This is a genomic window from Pseudomonas sp. H3_D04 (assembly GCF_054669175.1).
On record NZ_CP162801.1, the window covers coordinates 2,513,218 to 2,529,838 of the forward strand.

At 60.5% G+C, this 16,621-nt stretch carries 10 protein-coding genes; all 10 read left to right on the forward strand.

Annotated features, from left to right (window positions below; genetic code table 11):
• Window positions 1-12: 12 nt before the first annotated feature.
• On the forward strand, window positions 13-1,098 hold the full coding sequence (locus AB4N91_RS11715; RefSeq protein ID WP_154911679.1) for a polyamine ABC transporter substrate-binding protein: 1,086 nt from the start codon (window positions 13-15) through the stop codon (window positions 1,096-1,098).
• A gap of 118 nt (window positions 1,099-1,216) precedes the next feature.
• The gene (locus AB4N91_RS11720; RefSeq protein ID WP_460112478.1) at window positions 1,217-1,471 is read left to right on the forward strand and encodes a hypothetical protein; all 255 of its coding nucleotides are present in this window, start codon (window positions 1,217-1,219) and stop codon (window positions 1,469-1,471) included.
• Window positions 1,472-1,920: 449 nt separating this feature from the next.
• A complete protein-coding gene (locus tag AB4N91_RS11725; RefSeq protein WP_077747856.1) occupies window positions 1,921-3,378 on the forward strand; it encodes a serralysin family metalloprotease in 1,458 nt (485 codons plus the stop codon).
• Window positions 3,379-3,450: 72 nt separating this feature from the next.
• Entirely contained in the window at window positions 3,451-3,876 is a 426-nt protein-coding gene (locus AB4N91_RS11730; RefSeq protein ID WP_077747857.1) for an AprI/Inh family metalloprotease inhibitor, read from the forward strand.
• Between the two features lie 173 nt (window positions 3,877-4,049).
• The gene (locus AB4N91_RS11735) at window positions 4,050-5,825 is read left to right on the forward strand and encodes a type I secretion system permease/ATPase (protein WP_102593484.1); all 1,776 of its coding nucleotides are present in this window, start codon (window positions 4,050-4,052) and stop codon (window positions 5,823-5,825) included.
• Window positions 5,822-7,171, forward strand: coding sequence for an HlyD family type I secretion periplasmic adaptor subunit (locus tag AB4N91_RS11740; protein WP_154911680.1), 1,350 nt, complete (start codon window positions 5,822-5,824; stop codon window positions 7,169-7,171). The genes AB4N91_RS11735 and AB4N91_RS11740 overlap by 4 nt, the downstream gene beginning before the upstream one ends.
• A 2-nt stretch (window positions 7,172-7,173) precedes the next feature.
• Window positions 7,174-8,541 carry a TolC family outer membrane protein gene (locus tag AB4N91_RS11745; RefSeq protein WP_042932057.1) on the forward strand — a complete coding sequence of 456 codons (1,368 nt, stop codon included), beginning with the start codon at window positions 7,174-7,176 and terminating at the stop codon, window positions 8,539-8,541.
• A gap of 72 nt (window positions 8,542-8,613) precedes the next feature.
• The gene (gene eprS, locus AB4N91_RS11750) at window positions 8,614-11,571 is read left to right on the forward strand and encodes an autotransporter serine peptidase EprS (RefSeq protein ID WP_460112479.1); all 2,958 of its coding nucleotides are present in this window, start codon (window positions 8,614-8,616) and stop codon (window positions 11,569-11,571) included.
• A 215-nt stretch (window positions 11,572-11,786) separates the two neighbouring features.
• A complete protein-coding gene (locus tag AB4N91_RS11755; RefSeq protein ID WP_154911682.1) occupies window positions 11,787-14,858 on the forward strand; it encodes an autotransporter serine protease in 3,072 nt (1,023 codons plus the stop codon).
• Window positions 14,859-14,882: 24 nt separating this feature from the next.
• Complete coding sequence (locus AB4N91_RS11760; RefSeq protein WP_154911683.1) at window positions 14,883-16,571, forward strand: polyurethane esterase; 1,689 nt, start codon at window positions 14,883-14,885, stop codon at window positions 16,569-16,571.
• Window positions 16,572-16,621: the final 50 nt, after the last annotated feature.

Genomic DNA, 16,621 nt, shown 5'->3' on the forward strand with positions numbered 1-16,621 from the left:
AGGAATCGACTCATGATCCGAAAGACACTGACCCTGGCACCCCTTGCGCTTGTCGCGTCCCTCAGCCATGCCGCCGAGACCGTCAAGATCTATAACTGGTCGGACTACATCGCGCCGGATACCACCAAAAACTTCCAGAAAGAAACCGGCATCGCCTTCAGCTACGACGTCTACGACAGCAACGAAACCCTGGACGGCAAGTTGATGACCGGAAAATCCGGGTACGACGTGGTATTCCCGTCCAACCACTTCATGGCACGGCAGATTCAGGGCGGGGCGCTGAAGAAGCTCGACAAGAACCAGCTGCCGAACTGGAAGAACCTCAACCCGGTATTGCTCACGGCATTGCAGACCAACGACCCGGGTAACGAACACGGTTTCCCATACCTGTGGGGCAGCACCGGTATCGGTTACAACATCGCCAAGGTAAAAGCCGTGCTGGGCGACAACGCGCCAGTGGACTCCTGGGACCTGATCTTCAAGCCCGAGAACATGGCCAAGCTGCAAAAGTGCGGCGTCGCCATCCTCGACAACGGCCCCGAACTGCTGCCGGCCGCGCTGAATTACCTCGGGCTGCCGCACCACAGCAAGAACCCGGAAGACTACAAAAAAGCTGAAGCGCTGCTGATGAAAGTCCGGCCCTACGTCAGCTATTTCCACTCATCCAAATACACCAGCGACCTGGCCAACGGAGACATCTGCGTGGCCGTCGGCTTCTCCGGCGACATCCTGCAAGCCGAAAACCGTGCCAAAGAAGCCAAAAACGGTATCGACATCGGCTACGCCATTCCCAAGGAAGGCGCCGCGATCTGGTTCGACATGGTCGCCATGCCCGCCGACGCCCCGGACGAAAAGGCCGGCTACGCGTTCATGAACTACCTGCTGCGCCCGGACGTCATGGCCAGCATCAGTAAGTATGTTCACTACGCCAACGGCAACCAGCAGGCCGACAGCCTGATCGACCCGGCCATCAAGAATGACACCAAGGTTTATCCGAGCCCGGAAATGATGGGCAAGCTGTTCGCCCTGGAGGCGATGCCGCTGAATATCGACCGGATTCGGACGAGGGTGTGGAACAAGATTCGGACGGGGAGTTGAGGCCATAACCCAATCGCGGCATTGACCGTCTGGACCTGTAAATTCTGACAGTAGATGGCTGGCAAAATCCTTTGTAGCGTTTCCGGCACAGACATGACGTCTGCAAAGGAGAATCGCAATGAAAAAATCAGCTTTGCAAGCTTACGTTGAAGGAGAGATTAACCTCGCTGCCAAGCGAATCATCGATAAAGGCGCCCAGTCCGATGAAATCGCCTATGGCAGGTTGAAGGTCAACCTGAGCTTGCGTCGTATCTTGGTCGAAGCCCCGACACCTGAGGATCTCGGCCTATGGGGGGGCATCAATGACATCCTCCAGCAACTGGGGATCCTGGACAGTCGAGAAACGGTCTTGTCCGTTGTTGATGAGGTTTAGAAAGCAGTGATGGCGGTGGGTAAATGCGATGGTGAACACGCAACGTGTTCACCATCGACTCCTGTTCATCTGGAAGTCATCGCGGCTGGCTGCCCCTCATCGGGCGTTTGATTTGGCTGATGGCATTGCACTGGCACTCATATTAATAAGTCACGGAAAAGTGAGACGCTCTCGACAAAAAACAACTTACCTCTATTTAATATTTAAATACGCAATTGTCAGACAATTAGTCCGAAACCCTCAACTAAAAACTATATTTCGACAGCGCAGGCATTGTTTCCGGGTACTTGCCGGGGCAGAACAATTTGACGTCAAAAAAAATGTAGACGTTCGATTTCGAATTGTGTCAGTTTTCTTTCGCCTTCATTGGGCGAGTGATAGGACGATCTCGCCAGAGATTGTCGCTATCTGACAAAAACTGTTCCATTGCTAAACAAGGAAGTGTGTTTATGTCGAAAGTTAAAAACAACGCTATTGATCTTGCCGAACAGGCCTTTTCGCCATTGCAAGCATTGGCTGCGCCCAGTTCTGCGTACAACCAGATCGACAGCTTCAGCCATCAGTATGACCGGGGTGGCAATCTCACGGTCAATGGCAAACCTTCCTACTCCGTCGACGAGGCAGCGACGCAATTGCTGCGCGACGGCGCTGCCTACCAGGACAAGGACGGCAGCGGCAAAATCGAACTGACCTACACGTTCCTGACCTCGGCGTCGTCGAGCACCATGAACAAGCACGGGATTTCCGGTTTCAGTCAGTTCAGCGCCCAGCAGAAAGCCCAGGCCGTGCTCGCCATGCAATCCTGGGCCGATGTGGCCAAAGTCACTTTCACCGAGAAAGCCACAGGCGGCGACGGTCACATGACCTTCGGCAATTACAGCAGCGGCCAGGACGGCGCAGCGGCATTCGCCTACCTGCCTGGCACCGGCGCCGGTTATGACGGTACTTCCTGGTACCTGACCAACAGCAGCTACACGCCCAACAAGACACCGGACCTGAACAACTACGGTCGTCAAACCCTGACCCACGAAATCGGTCACTCCCTGGGCCTGGCCCACCCCGGCGACTACAACGCCGGTGAAGGCGCGCCGACTTACAACGACGCGACCTACGCGGAAGACACCCGCGGCTACAGCCTCATGAGCTACTGGAGTGAAAGCAATACCGACCAGAACTTCAGCAAGGCCGGCGTCGAAGCCTATGCGTCCGGTCCGTTGCTGGACGATATTGCCGCCATCCAGAAGCTCTACGGTGCCAACACCACCACCCGCACCGGTGACACCACCTACGGTTTCAACTCCAATGCCGGTCGCGATTTCCTGAGCGCGTCTTCGTCGTCGGACAAGGTCGTGTTCTCGGTGTGGGATGCGGGCGGCAAAGACACGCTGGACTTCTCCGGTTTTACCCAGAACCAGAAGATCAACCTCAATGAGGCCTCGTTCTCCGATGTTGGCGGCATGGTAGGCAACGTTTCCATTGCCAAGGGTGCAACCATCGAGAACGCGATTGGCGGTTCGGGTAACGACCTGCTGATTGGTAATGGCGTGTCCAACGAGCTGAAGGGCGGTGCCGGCAACGACATCCTCTTCGGCGCGGGCGGTGCGGACAAGCTGTGGGGCGGTACCGGCTCGGACACTTTTGTGTTCGCAGCGAGCAGCGATTCCAAGCCGGGTGCGACTGATCAGATCCTCGACTTTGTCAGTGGCCTGGACAAGATCGACCTGACCGCCATCACCAAAGGCGCGGGCCTGCACTTCGTGAATTCGTTCACCGGTGCGGCAGGCGATGCCGTGTTGACCTCTTCGGGCGGTAACAGCCAGTTGGCGGTGGACTTCTCCGGGCATGGCGTGGCTGACTTCCTGGTCAGCACCGTTGGCCAGGCGGCGTTCTCGGACATCGCCGCGTGATGTAGCGATAAGGAGGGTGGCGCCGATGCGCCGCCCTCTGTGCCAAAGACCGCTGCCGGAGTACAACAACCTATGGCTCATAAAGCCTTTACCAACCTTACAACCGCGTGGCTCCTGGCGACGTTGATGATTTTTTTTGGAGAGACAGCCATGTCAAGCAGCCTGAAATTAGCGGATCCGTCGGAACTGGCCGGCAAATGGCAGGCGACTCTCAGCGCCAAAGATGACTCGCCAGAGTCCCGGGCGTTGCAAGACAAACCGTCCAACGTGTGCGTCATCGACTTTCAGCAAACCCAGACATTGGGTGAGGGCGCCAGCTGCCTTAGCGCCTGGCTGGATGGCAAAACCGCTACCGGTTGGTTCCCGGAACCGGACGGCATTGCGATCACCGGCAACGAAGGTTCGAAGATTCTATTTCTCAGCCGTCAACGTGACGGCGCTTATAAAGCCACATTGAAATCCGCGCTGGTCATAACACTTGTGCGCCAGACGCAGTAATTAAAAGGCAACGGCGAAAGAGCGACGGTCATTATCGTTATAAGCACCAAACCAGAATAAAAGTTGTTATTGGTTTGTAAGCGCTGATGCGCCAAACCTATATCTGCCTCTGCGCGGACAGTTAATGGAAACTTCGTCAGGCATGACGAGGATTAACACCTCAGGAAGAAACCATGAAGATGGCAATGAGCCCGGCCACCGCACCGTTATTCAAGGCACTGGGCGACTATAAGAGCATCCTGATCAGCGTCGGTTGTTTTACCGCGTTAATTAATGTGCTGATGCTGGTCCCGTCGATTTACATGCTCCAGGTCTACGACCGCGTGTTGTCTTCGCAAAACGAAACCACCCTGGCCATGTTGTCGCTGATGGTGGTCGGATTTTTCGCCTTCATCGGGTTGCTCGAGATCGTGCGCAGCTTCATCGTCATCCGCATCGGCAGCCAGCTGGAGCGCCGTTTCAACCTGCGGGTGTATCAGGCCGCGTTCGAGCGCAACCTGCTCAAGGGCGAGGGCAACGCCGGTCAGTCCCTTGGCGATCTGACCCACATTCGCCAATTCGTCACCGGTCCTGCGCTGTTTGCCTTCTTCGACGCACCGTGGTTTCCGGTCTACCTCTTCGTGATCTACCTGTTCAACGTCTGGCTCGGTGTGTTCGCGACCGTGGGCGCGCTGGTGCTCATCGGTCTCGCGTGTCTGAACGAGGCAATGACCAAAAAGCCCTTGGGCGAAGCCGCCGGGTTTTCCCAGAAGTCCAGCCAACTGGCCACCAGTCATCTGCACAATGCCGAAACCATCCAGGCGATGGGCATGCTCGGCGTGTTGCGCAAGCGCTGGTTCCAGGTGCATTCGCGTTTTCTCGGTCTGCAAAATCAGGCCAGCGACACCGGCGCCATCATCAGCTCCCTGAGCAAAACCTTGCGGCTGTGCCTGCAATCCCTGGTCCTGGGCCTCGGCGCGTTACTGGTGATCAAGGGCGATATGACCGCCGGAATGATGATCGCCGGCTCCATTCTGATGGGCCGTGTCCTGAGCCCCATCGATCAGCTGATCGCGGTGTGGAAACAGTGGAGCGGCGCCAAGCTCGCTTATCGTCGTCTTGATTCGCTGCTGCAAGCCTTTCCACCGAGTGACGAAGCCATGGCGCTGCCGGCGCCGAAGGGGCAGATCACCTTCGAACAAGTCAGCGCCGGCCCTCCGGGGCAACGCGCGGCGACCCTGCACATGGTCAATTTCAGCCTGAGTGCCGGCGAAGTGTTGGGCGTACTCGGCGCCTCCGGCTCCGGCAAGTCGACCCTGGCCCGGGTGCTGGTTGGCGTCTGGCCAACCCTTGGCGGCACGGTGCGGCTTGATGGCGCGGACATCCATCGCTGGAACCGCGACGATCTGGGTCCCTACATCGGTTACTTGCCCCAGGACATCGAATTGTTCAGCGGCAGCATCGCGGAAAACATCGCCCGGTTTCGCGAAGCGGATTCGCAAAAAGTCGTCGAAGCGGCGCAACAGGCGGGCGTCCATGAACTGATCCTGCGCATGCCGCAGGGCTACGACACGGTGCTGGGCGAGGACGGCAGTGGCTTGTCTGGCGGCCAGAAGCAACGGGTGGCGTTGGCCCGCGCGCTGTACGGCAAGCCAAGCCTGGTGGTGCTCGATGAACCCAATTCCAACCTCGACACCGTGGGCGAAGCGGCGCTGGCCGGCGCCATCGCGCAAATGAAGGCTCAGGGCACGAGCGTGATTCTGGTGACCCATCGTTCCTCGGCGCTGGCTCAGGCTGACAAGTTGCTGGTGCTCAACGACGGTCGTTTACAGGCCTTTGGCCCCAGCCAGGAAGTGCTCAAGGCACTCTCCGGCGCCCAGGAACAGCAACGTGAAAAACCGGCGCAAGCACCGGGCGGGCTCAGCATGAGTCGCCAGTATCAGCCTACGACAAGGAATTCGGGTGTATGACCAGCGCTCGCATTAACACTGAAAACGAAGCGACGATGGAACACGATTACATCGCCGAACGCCCTGAGCGTGATGCTCGTTTCTTCTCCCGCATGGGCTGGATTCTGGCGATCGTCGGTGCTGGCAGTTTCTTCACCTGGGCCAGCCTCGCGCCGCTTGACCAAGGAATCCCGGTGCAAGGCACGGTCGTGGTCTCGGGCAAGCGCAAGGCCGTGCAATCGATGAGCAACGGCGTGGTCAGCCGGATCCTGGTGAGCGAAGGCCAGGTGGTAAAGCAGGGCCAACCGCTGTTCCAGCTCGACCAGACCCAGGTCGCGGCCGATGTGCAATCGCTGCAAGCGCAATACCGCATGGCCTGGGCCAGCCTGGCGCGTTGGCAGAGCGAGCGGGACAACCTCAAGCAGGTGAATTTCCCCGCGGAACTGAGCAACGATCCCGACCCACGCCTGGCGCTGGTCCTCGAAGGCCAGCGGCAATTGTTCAGCAGCCGCCGCGAAGCGTTTTCCCGCGAGCAGGCGGGTCTGCGCGCCAGCATCGAAGGCGCCAGCGCGCAATTGGCCGGCATGCGCCGAGCGCGTACCGACCTTTCGGCTCAGGCCAGCTCCTTGCAGCAACAACTGAGTAACCTTCAGCCCCTGGCAGACAACGGCTACATTCCGCGCAATCGCTTGATGGAGTTCCAGCGGCAGCTGTCGCAGGTGCAGCAGCAATTGGCGGAAAACAGCGGCGAAAGCGGCCGGGTCGAGCAGGGCATCCTCGAGTCGCGCCTGAAGCTGCAACAGCACATCGAGGAATACCAGAAAGAAGTCCGCACGCAACTGGCCGACGCGCAACTCAAAAGCGTGACCCTGGAAGAGCAGCTGACTTCCGCCGGGTTTGATCTGCAACACAGCGAGATCATCGCCACCGCCGACGGCATCGCGGTCAACCTTGGAGTTCACACCGAAGGTGCGGTGGTCCGCCAGGGCGACACCTTGCTGGAGATCGTGCCGCAAGGCACCCGCCTGGAAGTGGAAGGGCACTTGCCGATCAACCTGATCGACAAGGTCGGCACCCACTTGCCGGTGGACATTCTGTTCACCGCGTTCAACCAGAGCCGTACACCGCGCGTACCCGGCGAAGTCAGCCTGATTTCCGCCGACCAGATGGTCGACGAGAAAACCGGCGCGCCGTACTACGTGCTGCGCAGCAGCGTCAGCGATCAGGCCATGGAAAAACTCAACGGGCTGGTGATCAAGCCCGGCATGCCGGCGGAAATGTTCGTGCGCACCGGTGAACGTTCACTCCTCAACTATTTGTTCAAACCGCTGCTCGACCGGGCAGGCTCCGCGTTGACCGAGGAATAAGGATGTTCGGCTGTATGAATAAGCTTTCAATGCTCACAGCCACCCTGGCGTTGCTGACGTGCAACGGTGCGATGGCCGCCATGGGGCCTTTCGATATCTACGAGCAAGCGTTGCGCAATGACCCGGTATTCCTTGGCGCCATGAAGGAACGCGATGCCGGCCTTGAAAACCGCATCATAGGCCGGGCCGGGTTGTTGCCCAGGCTCGGTTACACCTACAACAAGGGGCGCAACACCTCCAAGGTCACCCAAATCAATGAAGGTCGGCCGGACTTCACCGAGGACCGCAACTACGGCAGCTACGGCTCGAACCTGACCCTGCAACAGCCGTTGCTCGATTACGAAGCCTACGCGGGGTATCGCAAAGGCGTGGCGCAGTCGCTGTTTGCCGACGAAGCGTTCCGCGGCAAGAGCCAGGAATTGCTGGTTCGTGTGCTGGAAAACTACACCAATGCACTGTTCGCCCAGGATCAGATCGACATCGCGCTGGCGAAGAAGAAGGCCTTCGAACAACAATTCCAGCAGAACGAGCAGATGTTCCGCCAGGGCGAGGGCACGCGCACCGATATTCTTGAGGCCGAGTCTCGCTACGAACTGGCGACCGCCGAGGAAATCGAGGCACGCAACGAGCAGGACGCGTCCTTGCGCGAACTGGGCGCGCTGATTGGCGTGCCGGCCGTCGACATCACCGATCTGGCGCCGCTGGACCAGAACTTCCAGACCTTCAGCCTGCTGCCGGCCAACTACGACACCTGGCACGAGATGGCCGTGGCCAACAACCCGAACCTGGCCTCCCAGCGTCAGGCGGTGGAAGTCGCGCGGTATGAAGTCGAACGCAACCGCGCCGGACACCTGCCGAAAGTCAGTGCCTACGCTTCGGTGCGCCAGAACGAATCGGAAAGCGGCAATACCTACAACCAGCGTTACGACACCAACACCATCGGCATTGAAGTCAGCGTGCCGTTGTACGCCGGCGGCGGGGTGTCGGCGTCGACCCGTCAGGCCAGCCGCACCATGGAACAGGCCGAGTACGAACTCGATGGCAAGACCCGGGAAACCCTGATCGAGCTGCGTCGGCAATTCAGTGCCTGCCTGTCGGGGGTGAACAAGTTGCGCGCTTATCAGAAAGCCCTGAAATCGGCGGAAGCGCTGGTGGTTTCGACCAAGCAAAGCATCCTGGGCGGTGAGCGGGTGAACCTGGATGCGTTGAATGCCGAACAACAACTATTTACCACCCGCCGGGATTTGGCTCAGGCAAGGTACGACTACCTGATGGCCTGGACCAAGTTGCATTACTACGCCGGGACCTTGAATGAGCAGGATCTGGCCAAGGTGGACGAGGCATTCGGTCAAGGCCCGAGATCTCAATGATTTGAGCTGTTGCGTTGCAGCCCCAAGTGGGCAACCAGAATTCTAAAAACGCCAAAAAAGCGAGAAGTTGACATGGACGTACAGATCAAGCCGATGTCGGTCGGCACGTTATTGCTCTGGATTTCAGTAGCGCCAGGCTCGGCCCAGGCGCTTTATCAGGAAAACGGCACCCTGGGCGATGCGGCCAGTTGGCGCTCGGTGGAATTTCAGCGGGACTGGGGACTGGCCCGCATGCAGGCCGACCAGGCCTACGCCGCTGGCATCACCGGCAAGGGTGTGAAAATCGGCGAACTCGATTCAGGCTTCGATGCAGCCCATCCCGAATTCGCCACCGACCGTTACCACGCGGTACTGGCCAGCGGCAGCTACGTCGACGGCTCACTGTTCAATGTCGACGGCACCCTCAACGCCAACAACGACTCCCACGGCACCCATGTCGCCGGCACCATTGGCGCCTCCCGCGATGGCACCGGCATGCACGGTGTGGCGTACAACGCGCAGGTCTACGTCGGCAATACCAACAAGAACGACAGTTTTCTGTTCGGCCCCAATCCGGATCCGCGCTACTTCAAAGCAGTCTATAACGCCTTGGCCGACGCCGGTGTGCGGGCGATCAATAACAGTTGGGGCAGCCAGCCACCGGACGTCAGCTATCGCACCCTCGACGATCTGCACGCCGCCTACGCCCAGCACTGGAACAAAGGCACCTGGCTCGATGCGGCGGCTGACGTTTCCCGTCGCGGTGTGATCAATGTGTTCAGCGCCGGCAACAGCGGTTACCCCAATGCCAGCGTGCGTTCGGCCTTGCCTTACTTCCAGCCGGACCTGGAAGGCCACTGGCTGGCGGTGTCGGGGTTGGATCAAAGTAACCAGCAAAAGTACAACCAGTGCGGAATCGCCAAGTATTGGTGCATCACCACCCCCGGTGCGAAGATCGACAGCACCATTCCCGACGCCGGTTATGCGATCAAGTCCGGCACGTCCATGTCCGCGCCGCATGCTACCGGCGCGCTGGCGCTGGTGATGGAACGCTATCCGTACATGACCAACCAGCAGGCGCTGGAAACCCTGTTGACCACCGCCACCCAACTAGACGGTTCCGTCACCCAGGCGCCCAATACCCGCGTCGGCTGGGGCGTGGCCAACCTCGAACGGGCGATGCGCGGGCCGGGGCAATTGCTCGGGCGCTTCGACGCCAATCTGGGGGCAGGGCAGAGCGATGTCTGGAGCAACGACATCTCGGACAACGCGCTGATCCAGCGGCAGAGTGAAGACGCGGCCGAACGCAGTGCCTGGCAACAGACGTTGAGGACCAAGGGCTGGGAGAATGGCGTACCGGCCGGTGCCAGTCAGCAGGATCAGACGGATTACGCCGTCGGCATGGCCCGCGATCTTGCCGCCACCACTCGGGTCTACGAAGGAAGCCTGATCAAGTCAGGAGCCGGACGCTTGATGCTGACCGGTGACAATAGCTATCGCGGGCCAACCACGGTCAATGGCGGCCTGCTGTCGGTCAACGGTTCGTTGGCATCCAGTGTGACCGTCAATGACGGGGGCACGCTGGGCGGTTCAGGACGAGTCGGGGATCTGACGGCCAACCGCGGCGCTACCGTCGCGCCGGGCAATTCCATTGGCACCTTGCAGGTCGCCGGCGACGTCACGTTTGCTCCCGGCTCGACTTACGCGGTGGAGCTGTCTCCGACCGACAGCGACCGGATCGTTGCGAGCGGCACGGCCACGGTCAGCGGTGCGACGGTCAGCCTGTCACTGGAAAACAGCCCGACCTTGCTCAGCACTCAACAAGTGCAAAGCCTGCTCGGTCAGCAATACAACATCCTGCAAGCGGCCGGCGGCATTCAAGGTCAGTTCGGTGCGGTGTTGCCCAACTATCTGTTCATCGGCGGCAGCCTCGATTACGCCGCCACCGGTATTCAACTGAGCGTGGAGCGTAACGACACGACGTTCGCCAGCGTCGGCCAGACGCCGAACCAGCGCGCCGTCGCTTCCGCGGTGGAAGGGCTTGGGGCAGGGAATGCGGTGTACGAAAGCCTGTTGCTGTCGCCCACCGCGACGTCCGCACAGCAGGCGTTCCAGCAGTTGTCGGGGGAAATCTACCCGGCGTTGGGTTCGGTGCTGATCAACGACAGTCGATACCTGCGCGATGCAATCGGTGAGCGACTGGTTGACGCCAAAGGCGCGCAAAGCAATGGCTGGATCAAGGCGCTTGGGGCCTGGGGCAAGACCGATGACCGCCATGACACCGCCGGTTACACCACCTCGATCGGCGGCTTGCTTGCCGGTGTCGATGGCGCGATTGACGAGCAAACCCGGATCGGCCTGGTCACGGGTTACAGCGACAGTTCGGTGAGCATGGGCTCGGGCACGCATTCATCGGCCAAGGTCGACAGCTATCACTTGGGTGCATACGCCGGCCGCGAAGTCGGTGCCTGGCGCTTGAGTGCCGGCGGTGCCTACAGCTGGCATCGTGCCGACGTCAAACGTGACCTGCAATACGGCGACGTCAGCGCGAAGCAGAAAGCCAAGGTCGATGCCGGCACCACTCAAGTGTTCGGTGAAGCGGCGTATCGCCTGAATCTGCAACCGCTCGCGCTCGAACCCTTCGCCAACCTGGCCTACGTGCACCTCGACACCGAGGGTTTCACCGAGAAAGGTGATGGCGCTGCACTGAAAAGCACTGGCGGCACGCGGGATGCGGTGCTCAGCACCCTGGGCGTGCGCGCATTGAAAACGGTGAACCTGTCCGGCCAGCAGCAACTAGACCTGAGCGGCAGTCTCGGCTGGCAGCACAACCTGAGTAATACCGATGCTGAAGAACATCTGGCATTTGCCAGCGGCAGCACGGCGTTCTCGGTGGAAGGGACGCCAATGGTACGTGACGCGGCACTGGTAGGCGCGCATGCCAGCCTGGCCCTGAGCCGGGACATTCGCGTGAACCTCGATTACACCGGCCAACTGGCCAGCCGCGAGAAGAGCCATGGCGTAGGGCTAAGCCTCAATTGGCAGTTTTAAAAACACGAACAAAAAACGTGGCAAACATTAAATGTGGCGAGGGAGCTTGCTCCCGCTGGGTGGCGAAGCCGCCCCAAAACAGGCAGCGGTGATTTGGCAGACAAAACGCATCTGCCGGGCTCGCGACTGCTGCGCAGCCGAACGGGACGATGCGGCGTTCCGACAAGCCCCCTCGCCACAGGGATTTTGGCAAGACAACTAAGGATGGTCGCTGTATGAAAGTTAAGAACAACAACTTATTCGCCTTGAAAGCACTCAACCGAGCCCTGCTTTGTGCGCTGGCTTCAGTAGGCACCGCACAAGCGGTGCCCTACGTGGAAAGCGGCAAAGCAGGCGATCCCAACAGTTGGCGCAGCGCTGAGTTCAACGCTGACTGGGGCCTGGGCGCCATCAATGCCCAGGATGCCTACGCCGCCGGTTACAGCGGCAAAGGCGTGAAACTGGGGATCTTCGATCAACCGGTTTACGCCCAGCATCCGGAGTTTTCCGGTGCCAGCAAGGTCGTCACTCTGGTCACCCGCGGCATCCGCGAATACACCGACCCGTACATCCCGGTCAAAGCCGGCGATGCGTTTGTGTATGACGGTTCGCCCTCGGTCGGCTACGACGGCAAGCTCGGCTCCCACGGCACTCACGTCGGCGGGATCGCCGCGGGCAGCCGTGACGGCAATCCAATGCACGGCGTGGCGTACAACGCGCAAATCATCAGTGCCGACAACGGCGACCCGGGCCCCGAAGACGGGATCATCCTCGGCAACGACGGCGCGGTGTACAAGGCCGGTTGGGATGCATTGATCGCCAGCGGGGCGCGGATCATCAACAACAGTTGGGGCATCGGCATCACCGATCGCTTCGACCTGGGCGGCCGCGACCCGGCGTATCCGCACTTCACCGTGCAGGACGCGCAACTGCAATTCAATCAGATCCAACCCATCCTCGGCACGCGCCAGGGCGGTGCCTATGACGGTGCGATCGCGGCCGCTCGCAGCGGCATCGTGACGATCTTCGCCGCCGGCAACGACTACAACCTCAACAACCCGGACGCCATTGCCGGGCTCGGTTATTTCGTCCCCGAAATCGCACCGAACTGGATGACCGTCGCGGCCTTGCAGAAGAACCCGGACCTCAACAGCCCGGACCTCTACAACATCAGCACCTTCTCGTCGCGTTGCGGCTACACCGCGAGTTTCTGCGTGTCGGCACCGGGCAGCAAGATCTTCAGCGCAGTCATCGGCGGCACCAATGCCGATAACATGACCATCGGCTACGCCAACAAAAACGGCACCTCCATGGCGGCGCCGCACGTCGCGGGCGCGGTGGCGGTGCTGATGGAACGCTTCCCGTACATGACTGGCGCCCAGGTTGCCAGCGTGCTGCGCACCACGGCCACCGACATGGGCGCACCGGGTGTCGACGCGCTGTATGGCTGGGGCATGATCAACCTGCGCAAAGGCATCGATGGCCCGGCGATGTTGGTCACCGAGCAAGACATACCCGAGGAGTTCCGCATCCAGGGCGCCTACGGCTCCAGCCAATTTGTCGCGGACTTGCCCGGCATCGGCGCGATTATCGATGCGGGCAAACCGACCGAGCGCGTGTGCAATGACGTGCAGTGTGGCCGGGACGTCTGGCGCAACGACATTTCCGGCCACGGCGGCCTGACCAAGCAGGGCATCGGCACGCTGGTGCTGACCGGCGCCAACACTTACGCCGGCCCGACGCTGGTCAATCAGGGTCGATTGGCGATCAACGGCTCGCTGCTCTCGGCGGTCACCGTCAACGACAGCGGGATCCTCGGCGGTAACGGCCGCATCGGCGCATTGACCGCGAAAAGCGGCGGCACCGTGGCCCCCGGCAATTCCATCGGCACCTTGCAGGTCGCGGGTGACGTGACATTCGAGCCGGGCTCGACCTACGCCGTGGAATTGTCACCGACCAGCAGCGACCAGATCATCGCGGGCGGTAAAGCAGTGATCGAAGGCGCGACTGTCAGCCTGTCCCTGGAAAACAGCCCGACCTTGCTGACCACCAGCGACGTGCAATCGCTGCTTGGCAATCAATACAACATCCTGCAAGCAGCTGGCGGCATCGAAGGGCGGTTTGGCGCAGTCCTGCCGAACTACCTGTTCATCGGCGGCGCGCTCGACTACTCGGCTACTGGCATCCAACTGGCGGTAGAGCGCAACGCCGCGTCCTTCGCCAGCATCGGCCAGACCCCGAACCAACGTGCCGTGGCTGCCGCTGCCGAGCAACTGGGCGCGGGCAATCCGCTCTATGAAACCCTGTTGCTGTCGCCGACCGCTGCCGTCGCGCAACAAGCCTTCCAGCAACTGTCCGGTGAGATTCATCCGGCGATCGGCACGTTGCTGATCAACGACAGCCGTTACCTGCGCGATGCCGTCGGCGAACGCCTGCGTGAGCGTGATCTGTTCGATGCCGCGGCACCTACCGATGACCGCAGCAATGCCTGGGTCAAAGTCCTCGGCGCCTGGGGCAAGAGCGACGGCGGGCATGACAACGCCAGTTCCACCAGCTCCATCGGCGGCTTGCTGGCCGGTGTCGACGGTCTCATCACTGAAGATACGCGGCTCGGTTTCGTCACCGGGTATAGCGACAGCTCGTTGAGCATGGGCGATGGCACGCATTCGTCGGCCTCGGTCGACAGCTACCACTTGGGCGCCTACCTGGGCCATGAAATCGATGCACTGCGCTTGAGTGTCGGCGGCGCTTATAGCTGGCATCGCATCGATGTGAAACGTGACCTGCAATTCGGTGACGTCAGCGGCAAACAGAAATCCAAACGCGATGCGACCACCGCCCAGCTGTTTACCGAAGCCGCGTATCGCCTGGACCTGCAACCGCTGGCCCTGGAACCGTTTGCCAACCTGGCTTACGTGCACCTCAACCGCGACAGCTTCACCGAGAAAGGCGATGCCGCCGCGCTCAAGGGGGGCGAAGACAACCGCGACGCCGTGCTCTCGACCCTCGGTGTGCGGGCGAGCAAAGCCATTGCCCTGTCGGACAAACAGCAACTGGAACTGTCCGGCACCCTGGGCTGGCAGCACAACCTGAGCAACACCCGTTCCGAAGACCACCTGGCCTTCGCCAACGGCAATACCGGGTTCAGCGTGCAGAGCGTGTCTCTGGATCGTAACGCCGCCGTCATTGGTGCGCGCGCCGGTCTGGCGGTGGCCAAGGATGTGCGTGTGAGCCTGGATTACAACGGACTGCTGGGCTCCAACGAAAAAGACCACGGTGTAGGTCTGACACTCGACTGGCAGTTCTGATTTAACGCAAAGGAAGCAAACAACATGGGACTGTTTGATTACAAAAATGCTGACGGCAAGGCGCTGTACAGCGACGCCATCGCCCTGACGCTGTATGCGTACACGCCAACCGGTCAGCCACTGCCGACCACCGCGTGGGCGCCGATTGGCGCCAAACAACTGGGTTATCAAGGCAAGGTCGGTGCTCAGGGCACTTTCTATGGTGAGAAGGACGGCTTCACCAGCGCCGAAGCCGAAGTGCTCGGCAAGTACGACACGGCGGGCAAGCTGATCGGTATCGGCATTGCCTTCCGGGGCACCGGAGGCCTGGGGTACAGCGACACCTTCGGCGACATGAAGAACAACCTGCTGGCCGCCGTCGGCCCGGTGGATTACGCGACGAATTACGCGAAAAACGCCTTTGACAACTTGCTCAAGGACGTTGCCGCGTTTTCCATCGCCCATGGCCTGAGCGCCAGGGATGTCATGGTCAGCGGCCATAGCCTCGGCGGGTTGGGGGTCAACAGCCTCGCCGAATTGAGCGGCAACAACTGGGGCGGCTTCTACAAGGACGCCAATTACATCGCGTTCGCCTCACCGACCCAGAGCGCCACCGGCAACAACGTGTTGAACATCGGCTACGAGAACGACCCGGTGTTCCGGGTGCTCGACGGCACCACGTTCAGCAGTGGGTCCTTGGGCAAGCACGACGGTCATCAGGATTCGGCGACCAACAACATCGTCAACTTCAACGACCAGTACGCGTCCACCGCGCAGAACCTGGTGCCGTTCAGCATCCTCAATCCGCTGAACTGGTCAGCCCATGGCTCGTTGGGCTATGCCGACGGTTTGAACCGGGTGATCGACTCGCGGTTCTACGACCTCACCGACAAGGACTCAACGCTGATCGTCTCCAACCTGGCGGAGTCGTCTCGGGGTACCACCTGGGTCGAGGACCTCGGACGCAGCGGCGAACCCCACACCGGCAGCACCTTCATCATCGGCACCGACAGCGACGATTTGCTCAAGGGCGGTGCCGGCAATGACTTCATCGAAGGCCGCGACGGTAACGATCGCTTGCGCGACGACGGCGGCTACAACCTTCTGCTGGGCGGCAAGGGCAGCAACACCTTCGAATTGCAGAAGCCGTTGCAGAACTTCAGTTTTGCCAACGACGGCGACGGCACCCTGTACGTGCGCGATGCCTATGGTGGCATCAGCATGACCCGCGACATCGGTTCGCTGGTGAGCAAGGAGTCGGGTTCATGGTGGGGCAGCAAGGAGGTGACTTACAGCGTCACCGCCAATGGCTTGCTCAACGGCAGTGAATTGACCCACTACAACCACTCGCTCAACGGTGACGCCTACGGCAACACACTGGCGGCCAGCGTCGACGGCGATTGGTTGTTCGGTCATGCCGGCGACGACCTGCTGCGCAGCGACAAAAGCCAGGTGACCTTCGTCGGTGGCGCGGGCAACGACCTGATGCAGGCCTCGGGAGGCCACAACACTTTCCTGTTCAGCGGCGCCTTCGGTTTCGACGCGATCAATGGCTACCAGGGCAACGACAAGCTGGTGTTCCTCGGCGTTCAGGGCGCGGGGCAGGGTTATGACTACAAGCAACACGCTTCGCAGTCGGGCCATGACACGGTGCTGAAAGTGGGCGATTTTGCCGTGACCCTGGTGGGAGTAGGACTGGACAGCCTGTCGGCGTCAGGCATCACGTTTGCGTAAAGGCTGCATCCACTAAATGCTCTGGGGCGCCTCGTGAATGAGGCGTCCTG

Coding starts and splice junctions, on each gene's coding strand:
- AB4N91_RS11755 (WP_154911682.1), top strand. CDS start 11,787: ATGAAAGTTAAGAACAACAACTTATTCGCCTTGAAAGCACTCAACCGA.
- AB4N91_RS11735 (WP_102593484.1), top strand. CDS start 4,050: ATGAAGATGGCAATGAGCCCGGCCACCGCACCGTTATTCAAGGCACTG.
- AB4N91_RS11760 (WP_154911683.1), top strand. CDS start 14,883: ATGGGACTGTTTGATTACAAAAATGCTGACGGCAAGGCGCTGTACAGC.
- AB4N91_RS11725 (WP_077747856.1), top strand. CDS start 1,921: ATGTCGAAAGTTAAAAACAACGCTATTGATCTTGCCGAACAGGCCTTT.
- eprS (WP_460112479.1), top strand. CDS start 8,614: ATGGACGTACAGATCAAGCCGATGTCGGTCGGCACGTTATTGCTCTGG.
- AB4N91_RS11740 (WP_154911680.1), top strand. CDS start 5,822: ATGACCAGCGCTCGCATTAACACTGAAAACGAAGCGACGATGGAACAC.
- AB4N91_RS11745 (WP_042932057.1), top strand. CDS start 7,174: ATGTTCGGCTGTATGAATAAGCTTTCAATGCTCACAGCCACCCTGGCG.
- AB4N91_RS11730 (WP_077747857.1), top strand. CDS start 3,451: ATGGCTCATAAAGCCTTTACCAACCTTACAACCGCGTGGCTCCTGGCG.
- AB4N91_RS11715 (WP_154911679.1), top strand. CDS start 13: ATGATCCGAAAGACACTGACCCTGGCACCCCTTGCGCTTGTCGCGTCC.
- AB4N91_RS11720 (WP_460112478.1), top strand. CDS start 1,217: ATGAAAAAATCAGCTTTGCAAGCTTACGTTGAAGGAGAGATTAACCTC.